Source organism: Alkalinema pantanalense CENA528 (assembly GCF_050753345.1).
Classification (GTDB): domain Bacteria; phylum Cyanobacteriota; class Cyanobacteriia; order Leptolyngbyales; family Leptolyngbyaceae; genus Alkalinema; species Alkalinema pantanalense.
On sequence record NZ_JBLZFX010000038.1, the window covers coordinates 1 to 23,069 of the forward strand.

The 23,069-nt window shown below is 49.6% G+C and carries 21 protein-coding genes; 13 read left to right on the forward strand and 8 right to left on the reverse strand.

The window, feature by feature from the left end:
- Both psbD and psbC read left to right on the forward strand, forming a co-directional pair.
- The coding region (psbD, locus tag ACN4EG_RS13900) for a photosystem II D2 protein (photosystem q(a) protein) (protein ID WP_431630247.1) at positions 1 to 979 on the forward strand (979 nt) is incomplete at its 5' end.
- Positions 963 to 2,345, forward strand: coding sequence for a photosystem II reaction center protein CP43 (gene psbC / locus ACN4EG_RS13905; RefSeq protein ID WP_431630249.1), 1,383 nt, complete (start codon positions 963 to 965; stop codon positions 2,343 to 2,345). The genes psbD and psbC, both read left to right, overlap by 17 nt.
- 404 nt (positions 2,346 to 2,749) lie before the next feature.
- Here psbC and nuoK read toward each other — a convergent pair whose 3' ends face one another.
- The 5 genes from nuoK to ACN4EG_RS13930 form a co-directional block, all read right to left on the reverse strand.
- On the reverse strand, positions 2,750 to 3,055 hold the full coding sequence (gene nuoK / locus ACN4EG_RS13910; protein WP_431630252.1) for an NADH-quinone oxidoreductase subunit NuoK: 306 nt from the start codon (positions 3,053 to 3,055) through the stop codon (positions 2,750 to 2,752).
- 78 nt (positions 3,056 to 3,133) lie between these two features.
- Complete coding sequence (locus ACN4EG_RS13915) at positions 3,134 to 3,742, reverse strand: NADH-quinone oxidoreductase subunit J (protein ID WP_431630253.1); 609 nt, start codon at positions 3,740 to 3,742, stop codon at positions 3,134 to 3,136.
- A 105-nt stretch (positions 3,743 to 3,847) separates the two neighbouring features.
- Entirely contained in the window at positions 3,848 to 4,450 is a 603-nt protein-coding gene (ndhI, locus tag ACN4EG_RS13920) for an NAD(P)H-quinone oxidoreductase subunit I (RefSeq protein WP_431630320.1), read from the reverse strand.
- 62 nt (positions 4,451 to 4,512) lie between these two features.
- Positions 4,513 to 5,631, reverse strand: coding sequence for an NADH-quinone oxidoreductase subunit NuoH (gene nuoH, locus ACN4EG_RS13925; protein WP_431630256.1), 1,119 nt, complete (start codon positions 5,629 to 5,631; stop codon positions 4,513 to 4,515).
- 435 nt (positions 5,632 to 6,066) lie between these two features.
- Positions 6,067 to 7,203: a citrate synthase gene (locus tag ACN4EG_RS13930; RefSeq protein ID WP_431630257.1), complete on the reverse strand. Its 1,137-nt coding sequence runs from the start codon at positions 7,201 to 7,203 to the stop codon at positions 6,067 to 6,069.
- 570 nt (positions 7,204 to 7,773) lie between these two features.
- Between ACN4EG_RS13930 and ACN4EG_RS13935 the strand changes: the two genes are divergently transcribed.
- From ACN4EG_RS13935 to ACN4EG_RS13945, 3 genes are all read left to right on the forward strand, one after another.
- Positions 7,774 to 8,154 (forward strand): hypothetical protein, encoded by a 381-nt coding sequence (locus ACN4EG_RS13935; protein ID WP_431630259.1) that lies wholly within the window; start codon positions 7,774 to 7,776, stop codon positions 8,152 to 8,154.
- A gap of 336 nt (positions 8,155 to 8,490) precedes the next feature.
- On the forward strand, positions 8,491 to 9,765 hold the full coding sequence (gene codA / locus ACN4EG_RS13940; protein WP_431630261.1) for a cytosine deaminase: 1,275 nt from the start codon (positions 8,491 to 8,493) through the stop codon (positions 9,763 to 9,765).
- A 101-nt stretch (positions 9,766 to 9,866) separates the two neighbouring features.
- A complete protein-coding gene (locus ACN4EG_RS13945; RefSeq protein ID WP_431630263.1) occupies positions 9,867 to 11,522 on the forward strand; it encodes a dolichyl-phosphate-mannose--protein mannosyltransferase in 1,656 nt (551 codons plus the stop codon).
- 64 nt (positions 11,523 to 11,586) lie between these two features.
- On the opposite strand, the gene trmB is transcribed toward ACN4EG_RS13945, so the two are convergent.
- A complete protein-coding gene (gene trmB / locus ACN4EG_RS13950; protein ID WP_431630265.1) occupies positions 11,587 to 12,219 on the reverse strand; it encodes a tRNA (guanosine(46)-N7)-methyltransferase TrmB in 633 nt (210 codons plus the stop codon).
- 189 nt (positions 12,220 to 12,408) lie between these two features.
- Here trmB and ACN4EG_RS13955 point away from each other — a divergent pair, with 189 nt between their 5' ends.
- From ACN4EG_RS13955 to ACN4EG_RS13980, 6 genes are all read left to right on the forward strand, one after another.
- Positions 12,409 to 13,638 carry a metallophosphoesterase family protein gene (locus tag ACN4EG_RS13955; RefSeq protein WP_431630267.1) on the forward strand — a complete coding sequence of 410 codons (1,230 nt, stop codon included), beginning with the start codon at positions 12,409 to 12,411 and terminating at the stop codon, positions 13,636 to 13,638.
- 89 nt (positions 13,639 to 13,727) lie between these two features.
- A complete protein-coding gene (gene rplU, locus ACN4EG_RS13960; protein ID WP_431630268.1) occupies positions 13,728 to 14,063 on the forward strand; it encodes a 50S ribosomal protein L21 in 336 nt (111 codons plus the stop codon).
- Between the two features lie 170 nt (positions 14,064 to 14,233).
- Positions 14,234 to 14,503, forward strand: coding sequence for a 50S ribosomal protein L27 (rpmA, locus tag ACN4EG_RS13965; protein ID WP_431630269.1), 270 nt, complete (start codon positions 14,234 to 14,236; stop codon positions 14,501 to 14,503).
- Positions 14,504 to 14,788: 285 nt separating this feature from the next.
- Complete coding sequence (locus ACN4EG_RS13970; protein WP_431630271.1) at positions 14,789 to 15,661, forward strand: class I SAM-dependent methyltransferase; 873 nt, start codon at positions 14,789 to 14,791, stop codon at positions 15,659 to 15,661.
- A 51-nt stretch (positions 15,662 to 15,712) separates the two neighbouring features.
- Positions 15,713 to 16,423, forward strand: a complete 711-nt coding sequence (locus ACN4EG_RS13975; RefSeq protein ID WP_431630273.1) for an HAD family hydrolase — start codon at positions 15,713 to 15,715, stop codon at positions 16,421 to 16,423.
- Positions 16,424 to 16,593: 170 nt separating this feature from the next.
- Positions 16,594 to 17,421 (forward strand): hypothetical protein, encoded by an 828-nt coding sequence (locus ACN4EG_RS13980; protein ID WP_431630274.1) that lies wholly within the window; start codon positions 16,594 to 16,596, stop codon positions 17,419 to 17,421.
- 80 nt (positions 17,422 to 17,501) lie between these two features.
- Here ACN4EG_RS13980 and ACN4EG_RS13985 read toward each other — a convergent pair whose 3' ends face one another.
- Entirely contained in the window at positions 17,502 to 18,812 is a 1,311-nt protein-coding gene (locus tag ACN4EG_RS13985; RefSeq protein ID WP_431630275.1) for a glutamate-5-semialdehyde dehydrogenase, read from the reverse strand.
- 117 nt (positions 18,813 to 18,929) lie between these two features.
- Here ACN4EG_RS13985 and ACN4EG_RS13990 point away from each other — a divergent pair, with 117 nt between their 5' ends.
- On the forward strand, positions 18,930 to 19,193 hold the full coding sequence (locus ACN4EG_RS13990) for a ParB N-terminal domain-containing protein (RefSeq protein WP_431630277.1): 264 nt from the start codon (positions 18,930 to 18,932) through the stop codon (positions 19,191 to 19,193).
- A 42-nt stretch (positions 19,194 to 19,235) separates the two neighbouring features.
- Entirely contained in the window at positions 19,236 to 20,909 is a 1,674-nt protein-coding gene (locus ACN4EG_RS13995; protein ID WP_431630279.1) for a SpoIID/LytB domain-containing protein, read from the forward strand.
- 272 nt (positions 20,910 to 21,181) lie between these two features.
- Here the strand turns inward: ACN4EG_RS13995 and ACN4EG_RS14000 are convergent, their stop codons facing one another.
- Positions 21,182 to 22,756, reverse strand: a complete 1,575-nt coding sequence (locus ACN4EG_RS14000) for a mechanosensitive ion channel (protein WP_431630281.1) — start codon at positions 22,754 to 22,756, stop codon at positions 21,182 to 21,184.
- Between the last annotated feature and the right edge of the window lie 313 nt (positions 22,757 to 23,069).

Here is a 23,069-nt window from a genome sequence, read left to right on the forward strand (position 1 = left end):
CGTCTTCGTGGGCTGGTCAGGTCTGCTGTTGTTTCCCTGTGCATTTTTGGCACTGGGTGGCTGGATGACCGGTACCACCTTTGTCACGTCCTGGTATACCCATGGACTGGCCTCTTCCTACCTGGAAGGTTGCAACTTTTTGACTGCTGCCGTTTCCACGCCTGCAGACAGCATGGGCCACTCCCTCCTGTTACTGTGGGGTCCCGAAGCGCAAGGAAGCTTCACCCGTTGGTGCCAAATCGGCGGACTGTGGGCATTTGTGGCACTGCACGGAGCCTTTGGTCTGATTGGCTTCTGCTTGCGTCAGTTAGAGATTGCTCGACTCGTCGGTCTACGACCCTACAACGCGATCGCCTTCACCGGCCCGATCGCTGTGTTTGTGAGCGTCTTCCTGATGTATCCGTTGGGTCAATCGTCTTGGTTCTTTGCACCGAGCTTTGGGGTCGCGGGGATTTTCCGCTTCATCCTGTTCGTGCAAGGGTTCCACAACTTCACGCTCAACCCGTTCCACATGATGGGAGTAGCGGGGATTCTGGGCGGCGCTTTGCTGTGCGCCATCCATGGAGCGACGGTAGAGAACACCCTATTTGAAGATGGGGATGGTTCCAACACGTTCCGTGCATTTAATCCGACCCAATCGGAAGAAACATACTCGATGGTGACGGCGAACCGCTTCTGGTCGCAGATTTTCGGGATTGCGTTTTCCAACAAGCGTTGGTTGCACTTCTTCATGCTGTTTGTGCCTGTGACCGGGTTGTGGATGGCATCGGTTGGGATTGTCGGGATTGCGTTGAACCTGCGGGCCTATGACTTTGTGTCCCAGGAATTGCGGGCAGCGGAAGATCCAGAATTTGAAACCTTCTATACGAAGAACATTCTGTTGAACGAGGGGATCCGTGCATGGATGGCTCCTCAAGACCAGATTCACGAACACTTTACTTTCCCCGAAGAGGTACTGCCCCGTGGTAACGCTCTCTAATCGCATGGTGGCGGGGAACCGGGACCAAGAATCCTCGGGATTTGCTTGGTGGTCGGGTAATGCTCGCCTGATTAATCTTTCTGGTAAATTGCTCGGTGCTCACGTAGCTCACGCAGGTCTCATCGTATTCTGGGCGGGTGCGATGACCCTGTTCGAAACCGCGCATTTCATCCCTGAAAAGCCCATGTATGAGCAAGGTTTAATCCTGCTTCCTCACCTCGCAACCCTGGGTTGGGGCGTAGGCCCCGGTGGTGAAGTGGTTGATACCTTCCCATACTTTGTTGCAGGTGTTTTGCACCTGATTTCCTCAGCGGTTCTCGGTCTGGGTGGGATTTACCACGCAGTTCGTGGGCCCGATACCCTGGAAGAATATTCCACCTTCTTTGGCTACGACTGGAAAGACAAGAACCAAATGACCAATATTATTGGTTATCACCTGCTGATGCTGGGTGGCGGTGCCTTGCTTTTGGTTGCTAAGGCCATGTTCTTTGGTGGTGTATATGACACTTGGGCACCCGGTGGTGGTGACGTTCGTGTGATTACGAACCCTACCCTGAACCCTGCGGTGATCTTTGGCTATCTCACCAAGGCTCCCTTCGGTGGTGAAGGCTGGATCATCGGTGTAGACAACATGGAAGACATCATCGGCGGTCACATTTGGATCGCGTTGATTTGTATCTTCGGTGGTGTTTGGCACATCCTCACCAAGCCTTTTGGTTGGGCGCGTCGTGCGTTCATTTGGTCAGGTGAAGCCTACCTTTCCTACAGCCTTGGTGCACTTTCCATGATGGGCTTTATTGCTTCCATCATGGTGTGGTATAACAACACCGCTTACCCCAGTGAGTTCTTTGGCCCTACTGGTCCTGAAGCGTCCCAAGCGCAAGCAATGACCTTCTTGATCCGTGACCAAAAGCTGGGTGCTAACGTCGGTTCTGCTCAAGGCCCTACGGGTCTGGGTAAATACCTGATGCGCTCTCCCACAGGCGAGATCATCTTTGGTGGTGAAACCATGCGTTTCTGGGACTTCCGTGGTCCTTGGTTGGAGCCTCTGCGTGGGCCTAATGGTTTGGATCTGAGCAAGATCAAAAATGATATTCAGCCTTGGCAAGTGCGTCGGGCTGCTGAATACATGACCCATGCGCCCCTGGGTTCCATTAACTCGGTGGGTGGTGTAGCAACGGAAATTAACTCCTTTAACTACGTGAACCCCCGTGCTTGGTTGGCAGCTTCCCACTTCATTCTGGGTTTCTTTTTCTTGATTGGTCACCTATGGCACGCTGGTCGTGCTCGGGCTGCGGTTGCAGGCTTCGAGAAAGGGATCGATCGTGAGAATGAGCCAGCATTGGCTATGCCTAACCTTGACTAGTTAACTGGTTTGAGTTTCCAATCTAGTTAACCTGTCTAGTTTAGAAAAAATGAAGGGCTCCTATTACTAGGAGCCCTTTTATGTGGCCTTTCAAGTTACGGCGGCTCTGCACAGTGTGTGTTTAAAGTAGTGTGTGTTTTAGTAGTACGAATTTTATTTCTGCAATTGTCCCGTATAGAATGCTGGCTATGCTAACTCATAACAGACCTAACGATCGCAGTGTGGTGTGGTGTGGTGTGGTGTCATGAGTCTATCGATTCATCCTTGCCAAGGATGAGGTATGAGTCGGCTCACAGCCTTACAGCATTGTCAAATAAAAAAGCCTTGCAGTATTCGCAAAGCTTTGGATGAATCAATTGATGGAACCAGCGGTCAAATGTCAAGTTAACCGTATCAGGAAAGAATTACCATTTCAGTAGGTTAAATTGTTCCATATCCACCGTGTCGCGATTTCGGTAGATTGCAAGAACGATCGCTAACCCAACTGCCGCTTCTGCTGCCGCGATCGCAATAACAAAGGTTGTAAAGACTTGGCCTTTGATATCTTTAGGATCGAGATAGTTAGAAAATGCCATCAAATTTAAGTTGACAGCATTTAACATCAGTTCGATCGACATCAAGACTCGAACAGCATTCCGACTGGTGACTAAACCATAGACTCCAATGCAGAATAAGGCGGCGGCAATCAAAAGAAAATACTGGAGTTGCATCAGTTGAATTCCTTACGCTTCAATTCCAAGGAAAAGTCGAGAGGGATAAAGGTGAAACTATAATCATCGGGATGTCAGCTACTTAGGCTCAGATTTCCCCGCTGCCACCAACTCTCGGGGACGCTCGGGCAACATGAGCGCTTCATCCTCACCCTTCGAAGACCGAATTTCGGGAATAAATTCCCGACGGGCCAACACGATAGCGCCAACGAGGGCCATGAGCAGGAGTACTGAAACCAATTCAAAGGGCAGCAGATAATCACTGAAGAAATGCAAGCCGATCGTCACAATTCCGCCATCACCCACTGGAACCGCCGAAGAAATCGCCCAGGGGGTTGAAACGATCATGGTTCCCAACAGCGCAAAAAGCCCAATGCAAATTAAGGCAGTGGCCCCTTGGCGCACAAGTAATCCTTTGACTGGCTGGAAGTCTTCGCGCTTGTTCACAAGCATGATGGCAAAAAGAATCAAGACGTTAATTGCGCCGACATAGATCAGAATTTGTGCTGCTGCTACAAAATCAGCATTAAGCAACAAATATAGCCCTGACATGCTGATGAAAACGCCTCCCAACAAAAATGCTGAGTAGACCACATTGCCTAATAAAACCACCCCGAACGCGGATCCTAGCATCATTGCTGCTAGGAGGCCAAACGAGACGATTTGAACGCCTTCTGCTAGATTCACAATTTTGCTCCCTCTCAAACCAGTCTTAAAACAGTTAAGAAACCCAGATCCAGCTAGATTTTACTGAAAATTGAGTATCCCTGAAAATTAGGTCAAGACTTTGTCCTATTTGGACTCATCCGCCGAGGATTTTGTCAATGTGGCCGCAATCTCTTCAGGCCGCTGACCTACCCGTTGGGAACCCGCTGGTAATCCATGGGGATCTACAACACCCTTCGGGAGGTAAGCGAATTCCCGCAGCGGTGTCACCATTGGATCATTAGTTACCTTGTAGGGTAAACGACCCAATGCAACGTTGTCATAGTTCAACTCGTGGCGATCGTAGGCAGCCAATTCATACTCTTCCGTCATGGATAAGCAATTGGTTGGGCAGTACTCCACGCAGTTACCGCAGAAAATACAAACTCCGAAGTCAATGCTGTAATGGCGTAGTTCTTTCTTCTTCGTTTCTTTGTTGAACTCCCAATCTACAATTGGCAAATTAATCGGACAAACCCGAACGCAGACTTCACAGGCGATACACTTATCAAACTCGTAGTGAATCCGCCCTCGAAACCGTTCTGAAGGAATAAGCTTCTCGTAGGGATATTGTACGGTTACGGGTCGCCGTTGCATGTGGTCAAAGGTAACCGACAATCCTTGGCCGATATACTTTGCGGCTTGGACGGCTTCTTTGGTGTAGTCGCTGACTTGCTTAAGAAACTTCAGCATGGTTCACCTTCTATCATTCACCTTGCAAGGGAAACGGAATACGGAATAATTACAGCCCTCTAGCCGCCAAAGGCTATGGGGAACGCGAGTTTCAAACCCGCTGTGACCAAAAGATTAACTAAAGAGACAGGCAACAGGAATTTCCATCCCAGATCCAGAAGCTGGTCAATCCGCACACGAGGGACTGTCCAGCGCATGAGAACCGCTAGGAAAACGAGTGCGTAGGCTTTCACCAAGGTCATCACGATCCCCAGGGAAGCCGTAATCACCTGTAACCAGGGTGTAGTTTCGCTAACACCAATCAGATTGGCTAACCAACTGACGGGAATCGGTGATTCCCATCCACCCAGATAAAGAATTGCGACCAGTAAGGCTGAGAGGGTGAGATTGACATAGGAACCCAGGTAGAAGAGGGCAAACTTCATCCCGGAATATTCCGTTTGATACCCAGCAACCAATTCTTCCTCTGCTTCCGGCAGGTCAAAGGGAGTCCGTTCACATTCTGCCAAAGCGGCAATCCAGAAGATGATGAAGCCGACGGGTTGTCGCCAGATGTTCCATCCCAACAGGCCATAGCCCGACTGCTGCTGCACAATGTCGATCGTACTGAGAGAGTTAGACATCATCACGATCGCTAGCACCGATAATGCTAACGGAATTTCGTAGGCCAGTGACTGTGCTGCGGCCCGCAATCCCCCGAGAAGTGAATATTTATTGTTCGAGGCATACCCCGACATCAGCAGACCGATCGGTACAATGCTGGAAAAGGCAATCCAAAGAAACACCCCCATCGTCACATTGGTAATCACCAAGTTCTGTCCGAAGGGAACAATTAAATAGGATAAAAACACTGGGATGACGACAATCATCGGTCCCAAGGTAAATAGCAAGCGATCAGATTTGGCCGGAATGACATCTTCCTTAAAAATTAGCTTCAGGCCATCCGCAAGGGGCGCAAGAATCCCCAAAGGCCCGATAAATTCTGGGCCAATCCGCTGCTGGGCTGCCGCTGAAATTTTACGTTCCAGCCAAACGGCAACCAATACGGCCACCGTTGAAGCAACCAGCATAATTAACATAGGTAGGGGCATCCACAGTGCCTTGGCAGCACCTGCCGGAATTCCCAAACCCCGAAGCGATTCAATAAACGTTCCTTGAAGATCAATTCCTGGGTTCATTGCTCCCCACTGGCATCATCATCAGTCCGTACCATGGGTTTATCTAGTTCACTCAATTGGTCAAGGGCGATCGCTTAAGCTAGCTTGATAAACTCCACTGACCAGTATATCTTCCTATCGTGGTCTGAACTGCGACCCATGCAAAGGATTTGTCCCCAGGTGAGGATTGGGAAAATACTTTGGTTCCCAAGGGGCCCACATTTCTGGTGGTTCCCCATCCACTGAAGGTTGAAAAAAATAAACCCCCAGATTGCGTCTGAGGGCTGGAGTTCCTGAAAATCGTCACGCTTTCATCCTGACAAGTTTTCCTTGGTTCGTGAAGGGGGGCGAGACCCATCAACGAAGATGGGAAATCCAATAGAACCCCTAAGGGCTGAAAACCTTAGAGTTTGCAAAGTACGGCTCAGGTGAGAATTTCTAGGTGAAAAAGCTGAACTATCGTTGTTCGATCGGAATGTAAGGAGCACTGTGAAGACCTGTATAGATCTGAGTCGGTCGGAAAATTCGGTTTTCGGCCAGTTGCTCCTTCCAATGGGCTAGCCACCCCGCCGTCCGGGAAATGGCAAAGACCGGTGTAAATAAGTCCGTGGGAATTCCTAGCTTGCGATAAACCAAGCCTGAGTAGAAGTCTACGTTGGGATAGATCCCACGGTGCCCCAATTTTTCTGCGATCACCTGCTCCACTTCCACCGCAATATCGTAGTACTTGTCCTGCCCAAACTTGGCAAACAACTGCTCAGCCAATTGCTGTAGGATAATCGCCCGTGGATCCTTCACCTTATAAACTCGGTGACCAAACCCCATAATCTTTTTCTTGTTCTCCATGCAATGTTCTAGGTAAGGGCGAACATTGTCAACAGAGCCAATCTCTTCCAGCATGAGAATCACTTCCTCTGCTGCCCCTCCATGGAGAGGCCCCGCCAAGGTGCCCACTGCCGAGGCAATCACAGCATAGGGATCCGTCAAGGTAGATGCGGTCACCATTGCGGAGAAGGTAGAGGCATTAATTGTATGCTCTGCATGCAAGGTTAAGCAGACATCAAAAATATGGGCAGCTAAAGGATCTGGCTCTTGTTCATTCAACATGTAGAGAAAATTGGCGGCATAGCCCAAATCATCTCGGGGTTGGACTGGATCGTTGCCCTTTCGCATGAGTTGAAACGCCGCTACCATGGTGGGAACCTTGGCCAGTAGTCGTACCACGGCTGCCCGAATATAGGCCGGATCATCTAAGGCCCGACGCGAGTAGAAGAGCCCCAAAGCTGCGGCACAAGCCTGCAATGCATCCATGGGGTGGCCACTTTCTGGGAAACATTTCATCATGTCCCGGATTCGGTATTTCAACCGTCGATGGTACCGAATTTCGGTTTCAAATGTCCCAAGATCCTCTGCACTGGGTAACTCATTCCAAATTAAGAGGTAGGCTGTCTCTAAAAAGGTACTTTTCTCAGCAAGTTCCTGAATAGGGATGCCCCGATACTCCAGAATCCCCTTCTGTCCATCCACAAAACTAATACTGGATTGGGTTGCGGGAACGCCTTCTAAACCAGCGCGGTATTCGCAAACTGTCATGGGGACACCGTCTTACTGCAACATTTCAACTATATGCAGTTAAATTATCAGATTTTACCGGAGGATGGGGGAAGAGTCTGGGAGAAAGAGTTGCCTGGATTTCCCTGGGATTGGGAAATGTCAACAATTGCCCAAATCGCTCAAATGTTGACCAAAAGCATATCCCTGTTGCAGATTGTCTCAGATTGCCTCAGATTCGCATTGCCTTAACGTTATCTTGAGATGGCCTTGACATGGCTTTGGTATGGCTAGCGTAGATTAATGCTACGGGCGTGGATTGATATCAAGGCTGTTCCTTTTGCAGGCAACTTCGCGATCGCATATCACACTTAGTCCAGCATGAGCGGCTCAAAAATCAAAAAATGATAAAAAGATTTGCCGTTTTTTGTAAAAGGCAATATTATGAAGTTATAAAGATTGACAATTCTCTTCAGTTATCAATTGAACGCACCAAGTCGTCCACATTAGTCCTGAATCCTAGCTCGCCCTCCAATGTGTCGGGGCAGCACAATCTGGGCTGATCCAATCTGGGTTACTGGTGACTATTGTCCTTCCTCATTAAGGAGATATATGCCTCAGAGACATTCCTACCGTCGGTCTCACCAAGATAGTCAAGAATCCAATCGAACCTTTGCCCATCGAGAGCCCCGTCCTGATAAAAATTGGGCCGCCTCACAACGGGGAGCCAATTATGCCCCGAGGACAAGTTTGACTCAGCTCATTGAACAAGATGCGCCCTTAGGGAATCACAATCATCTCGTTTTGATGTATGGCCCGTTCCAAGCAGAGTTGGTTCCGGAAATTGGACAGGGGGTCGCGACTTGGTTGAAAGACTGCATCCATAAGCATGGCCTGCCTAGTCTTGTTCGGTTTGACTATCGCCGTAGAGCCCAAGTCTTTCGACGTGATCAGTTTCAACCTTGGTTTGATCAGCTAATGAAGGCTTCTTGAACAGCCTAGCGTGCGAGAGAATTTTTACAGCATTTGAACTCCGGTTGTAGTGGCAGAACGATAATCTGGAGCCTCTAGTTAATCAGTATGCACCTTGTGCAGCATAGGATTCAGTGCTCAGAAGTGCTTGAAAGTGCTGAAGTTAGTTTCTAGGCCCAGCAGTTGATTTGCACAGTACCTCAACAATCCCGGTCACATTAGATTAATGACCAGATTGAGTTAATTCTTTGGGGTATGCAGGAACTGGAGGAGTCGTAAAATTTGAATTTGTCAGGTGTTAAAGGGTTAGAGCGATTGTCTCTAGCCCTTTGGTGTATCTAGGGGAACCTCATCAACATGAATTGTGATCTTCTTCTGCGGGGTGGGCAAGTTTTGGTAACGCCCGATCGTTCTATCGAGGCTGATATTGCAATTTCTCATGGACAAATTGTTGCAATTGCGGAAGGTTCTGAAGGCGCTGAAGGCTTAATAACAGCCCAGCAAATCCTAGATGTGACGGGTAAGTTGATTAGCCCCCCGTTTGTAGAGTCCCATATTCATCTCGATTCGGCTTTAACGGCAGGAGAACCCAGATGGAACCAAAGTGGCACGCTATTTGAAGGCATTGAGATTTGGCGCGATCGCAAAAAAAATCTCTCCCTAGAGGATGTCAAACAACGGGCGATTGCCACCCTCAAGCAACAGGCCATGCAAGGGGTCCTCTTTGTACGGAGCCATGCTGATGTCAGTGAACCGAGTTTAACTGCGCTCCAAGCTCTCCTAGAAGTTCGCGAGGCAGTCCAAGATTGGATGACTTTGCAAGTCGTGGCTTTTCCCCAAGACGGCGTTTATGGCAGCTCTCAGAATGAAGCGTTGCTGGAGGAGGCGCTTAGGCAAGGGGCCGATGGCGTGGGGGGCATTCCCCACTATGAGTTAACAAGGGAAGATGGGGTGCGATCGATCCATCGAATTTTTGAGTTAGCAGAGCAGTACGATCGCTGGATTGACATTCATTGTGATGAAATTGACGATGACCAATCTCGCTTTCTAGAGGTGGTGTCCGCCTGTGCTTTGCGGCGGCAGATGGGCGATCGTGTTGCAGCGAGTCACACAACCGCCTTTGGTTCCTATAACAATGCCTATGCCTTGAAACTGCTGGGCTTCTTACAACGATCGCAGATTCATTTCATCGCTAATCCGTTGATTAACATTACCCTACAAGGCCGTACAGACAGCTACCCCAAACGACGGGGGGTCACACGGGTAAAAGAGCTATGGCAGGCGGGTTTGAATGTCAGCCTGGGTCATGATTGTGTCCAAGACCCCTGGTATTCGCTGGGAACTGGCAATATGCTAGACGTTGCGATGATGGCGGTTCATGTTTGCCAGATGACAGGTACGGCGGAAATGGATGCCTGCTACAACATGGTGACGTGGAATGGGGCTAAAACTTTGGGCGTGGCGGATCAGTATGGCATTGCGATCGGCCGGCCAGCCAATCTTCTAGTGCTAGATGCCCGCGATCGTTATGATGCTTTGCGGCGGCGGGCAACGGTTCAGACGGTGATTTCCCGGGGCAAAATCTTAGCGGAAACTCCTCCCTGTCATTCTGTGTGGCTAGGCAGCGATTAAAGAATCTGGTACAACGGACAAGATTCCTGTGTCGCCATTTGTGTAACCCTTGGGGCCAGGTGGGGATTCACGGGAGACCCTCATTGTCCAGGAAGTTGTGTATGCAAGGTGCTGCTCGATCGTCTGACCTCTCTAAGTCAACCTATTACTGGGGGTTGCTCGGAATTTTCATCATTTCCCTCGGTCTACGATTTTGGGGACTAGAGCGGTTAAATACTTTCGTGTTTGATGAGGTTTATTACGCGAAGTTCGCGAATAATTATTTAACCCATACCCCCTTTTTTAATGCCCATCCCCCTTTAAGTCAGTATCTAATCGCGATCGGAATTTGGATTGGTGAAAAACTACCGTTTGGAGAGGGTGTCACAAATTCCTTAACGGGCTCAGTGATTAAAACGTGGAGCTATCGTTGGCTCAATGCTTTAACGGGTTCTATGATTCCCCTTGTGATTGCGGGATTGGTGTATCAACTTAGCGATCGACGGCGATTTGCCTTGCTTTCAGCACTACTAGCCGCCTTAGATGGCTTACTTCTTGTTGAATCTCGTTACGCACTCAATAATGTTTATCTTGTATTGTTTGGATTACTAGGCCATGTTTGTTTTCTGATTGCTGTTCGTGTTGATGCATCCTTTAAAAAATATCTCTGGCTCAGCATAGCGGGGGTGCTATGGGGTTGTGCTGCATCCATTAAATGGAATGGTCTTTCCTTTTTACTAGGAATATATGGCTTTGTATTGGCAGCTTGGTTGCTCAAAGGATTCTTTCACTTCATAAAGTCACCTGTGTCGATTAATCCAACGAATCCAGCCGCCCCAGATTTCACCGCTGCCAATTACCGTAACCTTCCATCCCCATCGTTGGTTTCATTACCCTCCGAATCTTTCTCGATCGAGGTTCCAACGTCCTCTCCCCCTCACTTCTTTTCTCTACCGCAAGCGATCGTCCAACTGCCTCCCCTCGCGCTGATCTTAGGATTGGTTGTTCTACCGATCGGAACCTATTTGATTCTTTGGTTGCCCCATTTGCAACAAAATCCCACCCCTGACCTGTGGGAGATGCAACAACAAATTTGGAATTACCACCGAGGCAAAAATGTGATTGGTCAGGTGCATCCCTACTGCTCAAACTGGATTAGCTGGCTGATGATGAGTGTCCCCGTGGCCTATTTTTACCGAACGGGGGTAAGTCCCTATGAATTTTTGCAGCCCAATGCACCGTCCACTGGAGCAGCGACTCCCATTTATGCGGTTCATGCGATGGGGAATCCCTTTCTATGGTGGATGTCTACGATCGCCATTGTTTTCACGATCGTTACTTTCCTCTCTCATTTAGGTAAAGGTATCTCCACGGTCAACCGTCTATCATCTCAACAGCAATCAATTTTGCTTTCCAACCGATTTTGGATTTTGCTCTATCTTGTGGTGAATTACGCTGCCAATCTTCTTCCTTGGATGAAAATTAGTCGTTGTGCATTTATTTATCACTACATGGGAGCCTTAGTTTTCGCCCTGATTGCCTTGGCGCTGTGGGTTGACCTAGCGCTGCAGAACCCTCAGCCTCGCTTGCCGAAGATTGCCAAGGGGGTCATTAGTCTCTCGATCGTTGGATTTATTTGGTGGATGCCTATTTACTCAGGCTTGCCCCTATCTCAACAGGACTATCGGCTCCGGATGTGGTTTGACCTCTGGATTCAAGGCCACCCTGTCAAAACCTCGCCCACCCCAGCAGCAGCTACCCAACGGTTGCAACCTTGAACGTTGAATAGATTGGATTGATCGATTCGAGGAATGTCTAGATTGGGCCGATCGGGGCTGACAACTATCGATGCTTTAATAGCAGTCGATAGACGGGATCGCCATCTCGCAGCGTGGCTAGTTCTCGCTCCGTTGGGATGGGCATGGGATTGGTTTCTAGCCAGTCGATCGAACTCAACTCAAAAGCCGGGTGATTACCAAAGCGATCGCGCATTTCCTCGGCGACTTCCAGAACGTCGGATTGGATAAATACTTCAGTTCCAGGCGTCATCAACTCGGCTAAGTCCTGTACCAAGGGGGGCTGAACCACCCGTCGCTTATGGTGTTTCTTTTTAAACCAAGGATCGGGAAACTGAATGGTGACCCGTTGCAATTGCCCAGGGGGCAAAGATTGTAAAAGCGGTCGCAGGGTTTTGTTGGCGTTGCAGGCTAAGAAATGTAAATTTTTCAATCCCTGTTCATCCCGCCACTCGTTGGCATGCTCCACAAGGGGCGATCGAATTTCCAGTCCCAGGTAGTTCCAAGTTGGATCCGATTGAGCCATTTTTTGTAAAAAACGCCCCTTGGCGCAGCCGATATCGAGGTGGAGTGGACGGGATAAGTCGGCATAAACTGACTCCCAGTGGGGAATTTCAGTGGGTTGTTGGTACTTTAAGGCCAACGGATTGACATGTTCACGAACCCGAATCAGGGACATAGTCTTGAGGTTGTATACGTAGGACTTCGGATAGAGGACTGCGACATTCCAAATTCCTAAGTTACCACTTGAGACCGTTGCTAGAAAATTTGGGAACCCCTTAACTTAGAGGCAGTGGATTTCTTCCGTGCTGACACCTTTTCCTGTTCTTGAAATTTCCCTGTTCTTGAAATTGGTCAGTAAAGTTCTATGAGCTTGAATTTTCGCTTTGCAGTTATCAGTGACATCCATGCTGCGCTCCCTCATACCATTTGGCAGCATCCCAGTCGTATGCACTTGGTTGAAGTGGGAATTCCAGCTCTAGAAGTTGTGTTAGAGCGGTTAAGGGATCTTGACTTAGATTTTTTATTGATTCCTGGGGATTTAACCCAACACGGCGAACCGGACAATCACCAATGGATGGCGCAACGGTTGGCGCGATTACCCTATCCCGTCTATGTAATTCCTGGTAACCATGATATTCCGGTGATGGAAGCTAATCACCAGTCGATCGCCTACGCAGAATTTCCTCACTTTTATCGATCGTTTGGCTATGAAGATCCCAACCGCCATGACTACAGTCAAGTCATTTTGCCGGGGGTGCGGTTAATTGGGTTGAACTCCAATACCTTTGATGCCCAAGGCAAACAGGTGGGACGATTGACCGATGAACAACTGGGTTGGCTGCAAGAGGTGCTTGCTCAAGCGACCCACGAATTTGTCATCGTCATGATCCACCACAATGTTTGTGAACATATGCCCCAGCAATCTGAGCAACCGTTGGGCAAGCGCTACATTTTGGAAAATGCGGCTGAGTTACGACAGCTTCTGCGGGCCTATAACGTCAACTTGGTTTTTACGGGTCATTTACACATTCAAGATGTGGCCTACGAGGATGGCGTTTATGACATTACCACCGGATCGTTAGTGAGCTATCCCCATCCCTATCGCGTTTTTCAATTTCAAACCGATCGCCAAGGCCGCCACTGGCTCCACATGGACTCAGGCCGGGTCGAAGCCATTCCTGAATGGCAAACATTAGCGCAGGACACCCACCGCCTCATGAGCGATCGCAGTGCATCTTATATGTTGCAATTGCTCATGCAACCGCCATTGAACCTGCCCCAAGCCGAGGCGGAAGCGCTCGTTAGTGATTTGCACCATTTTTGGCCTGCGGTGGCCCAGGGGGACGCCGTGTTTCAGTTTCCCCATTTTCCTGAGTCCGTCCGCCGTTACTTCGAGTCCTTCAGCACCCCTACGGAGATCGATAACCATGCATTCTTGCCCCTGGGAGAAACTCGCGTGGCTGCTTGTAGTGTAAAAGCCTACAATTTGCAGCCCCTCAGTCTATCTTCCCGTTCGCTACTTTTCCAGTCCAAGGCAGAAGAAGCTTGCGTTCCTGAGTTGACTTGTTTAAACAATGTAGGGCATACTGGTTAACTGGCGTTTATTTGCTCGGATCAGGTCTTGACCGAAATGCCTCATCCGCATTCGAGGGGCTACCTGTACGGCAGTTAAGGACAAAGAAAATGGCATACGCAATCATTGAGACTGGCGGTAAGCAGATGCGGGTTGAACCCGGTCGCTTCTACGATGTAGAGCGCTTGGTTGGCGACGCAGAGACCGCAATCACGATCGACAAAGTTCTGTTTGTCAGCAACGACGGTGAAATTACAGTCGGTCAGCCCACCGTTTCTGGTGCAACGGTTCAAGGCAAAATTTTGAAACAGTTCCGAGCCAAAAAGGTTCTGGTCTACAAAATGCAGCCAAAGAAAAAGACCCGCAAAAAGCGGGGTCACCGCCAAGAGCAAACCCGTCTGCTGATCGAGTCGATCACCGTCGGCGGTCAAACTATTTCTGCGTAACATTCTGCGCAGAGGTCGCTCCAAACCTAGACCGTTAGAACATGTGTTTTAAGCGAAGATTTGTTCAAAACAGATTTGTTCACAACAAAGACCTGTCAAAACCAAGACTTGTTTGAAACCTAGTCCAGACGGAAGGCTTTGAAGTTTTTCAGCAGATTTGAGAGGAAACCATGGCTCATAAGAAAGGTACAGGTAGTACAAGAAACGGTCGCGACTCTAACGCTAAACGCCTCGGTGTGAAGCGCTATGGTGGTGAAGTAGTCAAAGCGGGCAATATCATCGTCCGTCAACGCGGTACAAAAATTCACCCCGGTAACAATGTTGGTCGCGGTAGCGATGACACCTTGTTTGCTCTCGTTCCTGGCGTTGTCACCTTTGAACGTTTGGGTAAGAGCAAGAAAAAAGTCAGTGTTTACCCCGTTGAGGGCTGCGCTAGCTAGTTAAAGGCTGCGCTAGCTAAATTGATAGGGAGAAAGTTCAGATAGTTGACTAGGGTAATCCCTACACCAATTTATCTGTGGATCAATCCCATCTTTCAATTGAGAAACGGACAATACAGCGAGGAAAGTGTCCCCAAGCTTTTCTCGCTTTTGTTTATCTGGAATTTCTGGGTCTGGAATTTCTAGGTCTGTTATCTGTGGAGGTTGTTCGTTCTGGCTTGCTTGCCCGCAATTGGAGAAGGCCGCGCTACACTCAAAGACGAGTGACGCAGTGAGGCATCAGGTATGAGGGACGACAACGGAACCCTTTTTGAGCGATGGGTCGCCCCCGTATTACAGCATTTCTTACTCGATCGGGATGCCCTTCAAGCTCATCAGGACAGCATTGATTGGGAGAGCGCATTGCGTCACTTAACCAATCCCCAAGTGAGCTATCCCCGTTACTACCGCGAATTTTCCTGCCATGGGTTTGTGGAGGGATATCTTTGCCCTGAGGCTGCGGTCGCCTATGATGCCATTACACAGTATGCCTTACCCCCCAACGAAGACTGGGTTAGGCAGGGGGTGATTGATGCCATTCAAGGCTACCCCACCCGCATTCTCGATTTGGGCTGTGGCACCGGGTCTACAACCTGTCGGCTTAAAGAAGCCTTTCCGAATACTGAAGTAGTTGGATTGGACTTGTCGCCCTACATGCTAGTGATGGCCGAACAGAAAGCCTTGGAAGCTGACTTGAACATCCACTGGCGGCAGGGCAAGGCTGAACAAACTGACTTTCCAGACAATTCCTTTGATGTGGTGACGGCGTCGTTGTTACTCCATGAGTTACCTCCCGCGATCGCGCAAGCGGTATTGCAAGAAGCCCATCGATTATTGCGATCGGGTGGCGAAGTCATCATTCTAGATTGCAATCAAAAAGCCCTGCGGCAGACGCCTTTTCTCGCCAATATTTTTGAAGAACCCTTGCTGCGGGACTATGCGGCTGAAAGTTTGGATGCCTGGCTAGGATCTGCCCAGTTTGGTCTTGTGCGCACTCAAGATCACTGGTTAGTGCATCAAATTAGCCGAGGGGTGAAAGGGGTTCACCATCCCAATCCAGAGGAACCGCTGTTTGCAGATCTAGAAGCACTAGAAGATTTGGAATGGGCTGTGGGGTGAGACAATTGGGCAAGTGTGTTGAAAGCTAAGAGGGCATTGAAAGATATTGGTATGACTTTAAAAGCAGTTTTATTTGACTTTAATGGCGTCATCATCAACGATGAACCACTCCATGCCAAACTGGTTGAACAAATTCTGCTGGAGGAAAACCTGATTTTGAAGCCCGGTGAGTTTAAGCAGTATGGATTGGGGCGTAGCGATCGCGCCTGCTTTACCGATTTGTTTAATCTACGGGGTCGAATTCTAAGTGAGTCGTTGCTAGCCTCTCTGATTCAACGTAAAGCAGATGCCTATTTCAAACAGTTAGCTGAACTGGAAAAATTGCCGATCTACCCAGGCTTAGAAGATTTTATTTTCAAAGTGCGAGCTGCCAATTTCAAATTAGCGATCGTCAGTGGGGCGTTACGATCGGAAATTGACTGGATTCTTCAACGCAGCAATCTTCAAACTGGTTTCTCGGTGATTGTTGCGGGGGATGACATTACCACCAGTAAACCTGACCCCACTGGATATCTTTTGGCCGTCGATCGCTTGAATCAGGAATTTCCGGATCTCCATTTACGGGCTTCAGACTGCTTAGTTATTGAAGACACCTTCGCTGGGATTCAAGCTGCTAAAAATGCCCAAATGCCCGTGGTAGGAGTGGCAAATACCTATCCCTTCCACATGATGCAACGGCATGCTAACTGGGCAGTGGACTACCTATCAGATATCGAGTTCGATCGCTTACAAGATTTGTATGCAAACCAAACTGCGGCTTAAATTTAAATCAAACAGCTAAATTAAGCCGCCCAATTGAGCAGTAAATCTAACAGATCGCTAACAGCAGCATGGCTGACAAATAGCATGGTAGTTCCAGATTGCAAAATGTATAGCCAAATTTAAATACGGGCACTATAGAGGAACATTTCCCAGGGCTTCCATGTATCTGCATGTCTACTCAGAAACTTCCCCTTGACGCCTTGCAGAAAATTCGGCAGTACATTAAATCTGTTGTTATTCTGCCGGAATCTGAAAATTATCCTTGCAGGCTTCCGAAGGTGGACACAGCAAATTCCAGCTTTGTTACTCCCGAGCCTGACTCCCTAGCAGGATTGGGCGATTTGTTTCGAGTGGGTGCCACGCTTGAAGAGGGAGTGCCCATGCCCAATGCCCAAGGCCGCTGGTTCATTAGCATTATTGATCCAGGTGTTGTGTTTATGAAGCTGCCGGGGCTATCGCTGCAGCCGGGATTTCGCTTAGTGACCTATCTCTATCGGTTAGGAGAAGAGGGCTGCGGTAAACTCTGGGCGGTTCCAGAGCACCTCAGTTCGACGGCCCAATTAGAACAAGCCCTTCTCCCAACCCACAAGGCGGATGCCCCCCCCCATCCCCAAGGAGCATTAGAGCACTGGATGATGGCAGTTCAAGGCGATCGCAGTCCCGTATCGTTCTTAATTGCCTCGCTGTTGCGACGGGAGTTTAATGAACTGGGAACCGTTGGCAAAGCTGCCCTCTGGAGCAAGCATCAGTTGATTAGTGCAGTACCCCAGCAATTGCAGTGGCAATGGCGCAATGAGCCAATTAAAGATTTATCTCCTAAGGTCAAGGTTCTGCCCGATGGGCGAGCAGTGGTGGAGTTTTTTACCTGTCGCTTGACACCTTCGATCGCGCTTTTTCAACATTTAGATCAATACAAAGCCGATCAATACATTGCCCAAAGTATCGATCGGCCCGTTGCAGTGGGTGAACGGCGGAAACCTGCACCAGCGGCCAAGTAAGGTTTGGTGCAGGTCAATCTTGAAAATTCCTACCTGAGCGTCCCTTCAAAACAAAAATGCGATTCAGAACAGCTTCAGCCCTAGCTTAACAAATCTCGATGGGTAAAGGGTTTAGCTGCTTGACCTGCGTAGGTGGCGGCAATATGCCCTGCGCCAACCATTTGGTATTGGTAGGTCACCAGACCTTCCAAACCCACCGGGCCACGGGGTGGCATTTTTTGGGTGCTAATGCCCACTTCCGCCCCAAACCCATAGCGGAAGCCATCGGCAAACCGGGTGGAACAGTTTTGATACACCCCCGCTGCATCGACTTGGTTCATAAAGGTTGTGGCAGCGGTGGCATCTTCCGTCACGATCGCCTCAGTGTGGCGCGAACCATAGGTATTGATGTGGTCGATCGCATCGGCCAGGGAATCCACGATCCGAATGGCCAAAATTAAATCACTGTATTCCGTGGCCCAGTCCGTTTCCGTTGCGGGCGCAATTCCTGGCAAAATGGCTTGCGTCGTGCGATCGCCCCGCAGTTCTACCTGTTTGGCCTGTAATGCCTGGGCGACTTGGGGAAGGAACGTTTCTGCGATCGATCGATGGATGAGCAAGGTCTCGATCGCGTTGCAGGCGGCGGGATATTGGGTTTTGGCGTCCACGGCGATCGTCACTGCCTGGGCCAAATCCGCTGCTGCATCCACATAGAGATGGCAAATGCCATCGGCATGGCCTAGTACCGGAATGCGGGTGTTTTCTTGCACAAACCGCACAAAGGAATTGGAACCTCGGGGAATAATCAGATCGACATATTGATCTAGCTTTAACAACGCAAGGGTTTCCTCACGGGTCGTCAGCAATTGCACACTGTTAGGATCCAAGCCCGCTGCCTGTAACCCTTGGTGGATAGCCTGAACCAGTGCTTCGCAGGAATGGACGGCTTCTTTACCACCCTTGAGAATGACACCGTTCCCCGACTTGACCGCAAGACTGGAAATTTGCATCACTGCATCCGGACGCGCTTCAAAGATCACCCCTAAAACGCCGAGGGGACAGGACACCCGTTTCATCACTAGTCCTGCGTCTAACTCCCGATGGATTTGTAATTGTCCTATGGGATCCGGCAGTTTAGCCACATCCCGCACCCCCACGATCGCGCTTTGCAACTTTGCCTCATCCAACTTGAGCCGTGCATACAGCGCCGAGGAGATCCCATCCTGTTGAGCCGCTTCGCAATCCGCCTGGTTGGCAGCCAAAATCGCGGGGGCTAGGGCGGCTAGGGCATCGGCGATCGCGTGGAGGGCTTGATTTTTCGCCTCGGTTGATTGCACGGCTAGCGATCGGGCAGCGGCACGGGTTTGTTGCGCCAAGGTGAGAAGGTCGGGCTGGGCCTGAAGAGCAGTCATAGTTGCGCGCTGTGAATCCTGTGATTGCAATTTTTATCTTTCTAGATTAGCGGTTTGGGGGAATCTTTGTTAAGGTGAAGTCATTATGAGTTTATCTAAATACAGGAGTTCTTCCCCATGGTACGGGTTGAAGCGTTGCCCCTAGCCCAAATTCGCCGTCCTTTGCCCCGGAGCAATGATCCTGATAAGGTGCAAAGGCTCATGGCCTCGATCGCGGAAATTGGCTTGCAGGAACCGATCGATGTCTTGGAAGTGGAGGGAGAATATTACGGATTTTCTGGATGCCACCGCTATGAAGCTTGCACAAGATTGGGGCATGAAACGATTCTTTGTCGGATTCGGCGGGCACCTCGATCGGTTTTGCTGCGTCACCTAGCTTAATTGTCAGAGGTCGGCAAAAACCGTCTGCTTAAGAGTTAGACCATGTTCCGACGTTGGCACTACAATCAAAGGCGTAATTTTTGGTGTGTGGCTCGAATGGTGATCCGTGTGCTGCGTCCGGCTTCCTGTTTTGTACTATTGGGTTCCTTGACGATCGGGGGCACAGTTCCGATCACCCTAGCCCAAGCACCCCAAGATCTTGAGTTGCAAATTGGTATTATTCAACGATTTGGTGATAAAGGATCTAAGGACAAGCTGACGTTACAAGCCTTACCCGGCGATCAACTCACCATCAAAGTGCCTGCCAACGAGGGGAAGGTGCAAACCCTAACGGCTAATACGTTAACCCTAGAAATTGCCCTCCAGCCGTTGCCCAAGCCTCGGGTGGAAGAAAAGGTAATTTTTAGCACCCATCGGAGTTTTGAAACGGCAGAAGAACAGGCATTGGAATGGCGTAGGCGGGGCATTGATGTGGAGATTGCCCAGCCCGATCGCTGGCAAGTCTGGGCCAAACGTAGCGTATACAAAACCCCTACGGTGCGGCGGATGCTGCTACAAAACCTGCAAGCCCAGGGCATTCAAACTGCGCAGATTGAAACCCAAACGCTTCAAGAAGTTCCTCGTGCCACCTTTGTGCTAGGAGGACTCAAATATACCCGCGATCGCATCGAAATTTCTTCGGGTAAGGGCATGATTCAGGTCGATCGGGACAAAGACGATGCTCCCAACCGTACCTTTGCGGGCAGTCTTAAGCTGCAACCCAATGCCTATGGCACCTACAGCTTGGTCAATTTGGTTAATCTAGAAACCTACCTGCGCGGCGTAGTGCCCTACGAAATTGGTACGGGTGCGCCCAAGGCCGCGATGGAGGCTCAAGCAATTCTCGCCCGTACCTATGTGTTGCGGAATCTGCGACGCTTTGGAATCGATAATTATCAACTCTGTGCCACGACCCAGTGCCAAGTCTACTTTGGGCTGAATGGAGTCACGACAGCCACAGATCAAGCAATCGCGGCAACTCGAGGCTTGGTCTTGACCTATAAAAATGAGTTGGTGGATGCGCTGTATTCCTCCACTTCGGGTGGGGTGACGGCTCCGTTCCATGAAGTGTGGCGGGGGACTGAGCGGCCTTATCTAGTTGGCAAAGTGGATTCGGTCAATGGGGTATGGAACTTAATGGAACGCCCGTTGGCCGATGAAAATAATTTGCGGGAGTTCCTCAAACTGACCAAAGGCTTTAACGAGTCGGAGGAGTCTGGCTACTTCCGTTGGAAGGTGGAAGCGTCCCTGGAAAAAGTGACCCAAGATTTACAGAAGTACCTCAAAAGTATTCGCCATCCCCTCGCTGGCTTCAAGACGATTAAAGATATGCAAGTGGTGGAGCGATCGCGGGTGGGTCGCGTTATGAAAATGGCGGTGCAGACGGATCTAGGCTTTGTGGTTCTAGAAAAAGATGATGTGCTTTTGGCCTTTGAATCCCCCAATAGCATGTTGTTTTATTTCGATCCTATTTTCGAAAAACCGCGCAAGTTAAAGGGCTATACCTTTGTGGGAGGTGGTCTCGGCCATGCGGTTGGACTCAGCCAATACGGGTCGTATCATTTGGGTAAACAGGGCTACGGTTACGATCGCATTCTTGGCTTCTATTTCCCAGGTACCCAAATTCAAGCCCTCAATTCTTCCATAGCCTTTTACCGAGAACCCGCTAAGCCCTAAGGGAACAGCGCCTAAATAAAATCCCAATTGGGTAGGGGTAGGAGAGTAAAAGGGTAGGAGGGTAGGGGAATGAAGAGGGGATATTATTTCTTTGCAAATCCCTAAGCTACGGCCATAATTATTGCTCCGATCGAAATTGCCCCGATTGAACGACTTGAATCAGGTTCAATCAGGGCATTCATTTGGGCAGGATCAAAATTAATCGTCAAAATTGCTAGTCAAACCGAGGGATCGGTTCGGAGCAACCTATGAATTGACCTGACGGGTTGACCTTACTTTTTAAAAGGCTTGACCCAGTCGCGTAACTGTTCCGCAGCAACTTCCCGGCCACCTAGACCGAAGGCAATGGCGATCGCCACTGCCACCGCGCCCAGAAGTAACCCGAAGGCGAGGTTGACAATATTGGTGGAAACTCCGGCTCGCTCCAATGCCATCGCGCCCGTAAACGCCAAAATGATAATCCGCGCTGTATTTGCCAATGTTCCCGACTGCGGCACCCCGGAACTGCGAATCAGTCGTGCGGATAAGTTGGCAAAGTACATCCCCACCGCAAAGATTAAAATGCCAACTAGTACTTGACCCGCAACAGCTAGCACAGAGAGCAATACTGTCTTCAGCGCAGGCAATTGCAGGACATCTACAGCGGCGATCGTGGCAAATAGGATGATACCCACCAGCACAACTATCCCCGCGATCTCCGATGGCGTTTGGGTGGTATGGATCACTTCACCTTCAGATTCAGGATAGGTGGGAGTGATGGGACGGGGTTCCGTTTGAATACCTAAAATCGTCAGGATATTGTCGAAGCCAAACCCTTGCAGCAGACTTGTGACCAAATCTGCGATGAACTTCCCAATCCCATAGGCTACGGCGATGATTAACCCCGCCATGAAAATTTGCGGGATCGCGTTTAGCACCTGATTCAGCATGTTGGTAGCAGGATCGGCGATCGCCGGAATTTCCAGTGCTGCCAAGGCTGCGGTTGCCGTGGGAATCAGGATGAGAACGTAAACTAGTAGGCCCAAGAGCGAAGAAAGCGATTGACCCGTAGTCGATCGGCTGAGACCCACCCGTGTGCCCAATTGATCGATCCCAGTGGCTGCTGCCAGGTTTGACACAATGCCTCGAACAATTTGTGCAACAAACCAGCCCACGCCAGCGATGATGCTCGCCTTCAGAATTTTGGGTAGCGCAGCTAAGACTTCATTCAGTAAATTCTGAACCGGAGCCAAGGGGCCTTGCAGTCCCAAGACATCCAGCACGATCGGTAGAAAGAAGAGGAACACGAACCAATACAGGGCATTGCCCAGGGTCTCACTCAGGACGATCGGGTTTTCGCTAGAAGCACTATTAAGACGACTATCTAACTCAAAGGATCGAGCCGCTTGGATGGTTAAGCCTTTAACCACAGTGGCAATCACCCAAGCCAGCGTCATGAGTAGCGCTGCTCCACCTAGCTTGGGTAGGTATTCAAAAATGATCGACAGAAAATTGTTGAGTGGCTGGGAAACGGTGTTGAGGCCAAAAAAGTTAAGGACCGCCACCAAGGCCAGAATCATAATGATCCAGAAGGTGATTCCGCCAGCGATCGCCTCAATGTTGAGACTGGACTGAGGTGATCCCGCGACCCAATCTGCCAAACGATTATCGAGATTCGTCTGTTTGAGGACTCCTTTAACGATGCTGGACACCCAAAGGGCGACCAACCAGCCCAGAAAGAGAATTGCGACGGCAATGAAAATGTTGCTCAAGATGTTGAGCCAGTAGTTGCCATCAAAATTCAAGAATTCGAGCGCCCCCAGAAAGGTGACACTGCTGGGAGTTGCCCATTGCAAAACAATATCCATAATTAAAACTTCTAACTATGACGGACTGCACAAGCTTGCGCTGTGTTGTGGGGACGAAGGACGGGTGTTGCAGTCATCAGCGGGAAACTCAAGTCAGAAAGTCAGTGCTTGAGAATAATAGAGTGCTTGAGAATGATAGAAGGGTCGTTGCTAATAGGTTACTGGCTTAGCCTAGTCTGTGAAAGATATTATTAATACTAAGCAATATAATCTCAGTGATTTGTTGATGTGCTTAAGAAAAAATGATCAACATTTTGGTTCTTTTTTCTTCAACTTGCCTTGCCAGATCAGGTGTGTTGTGGGATTGGGTTGG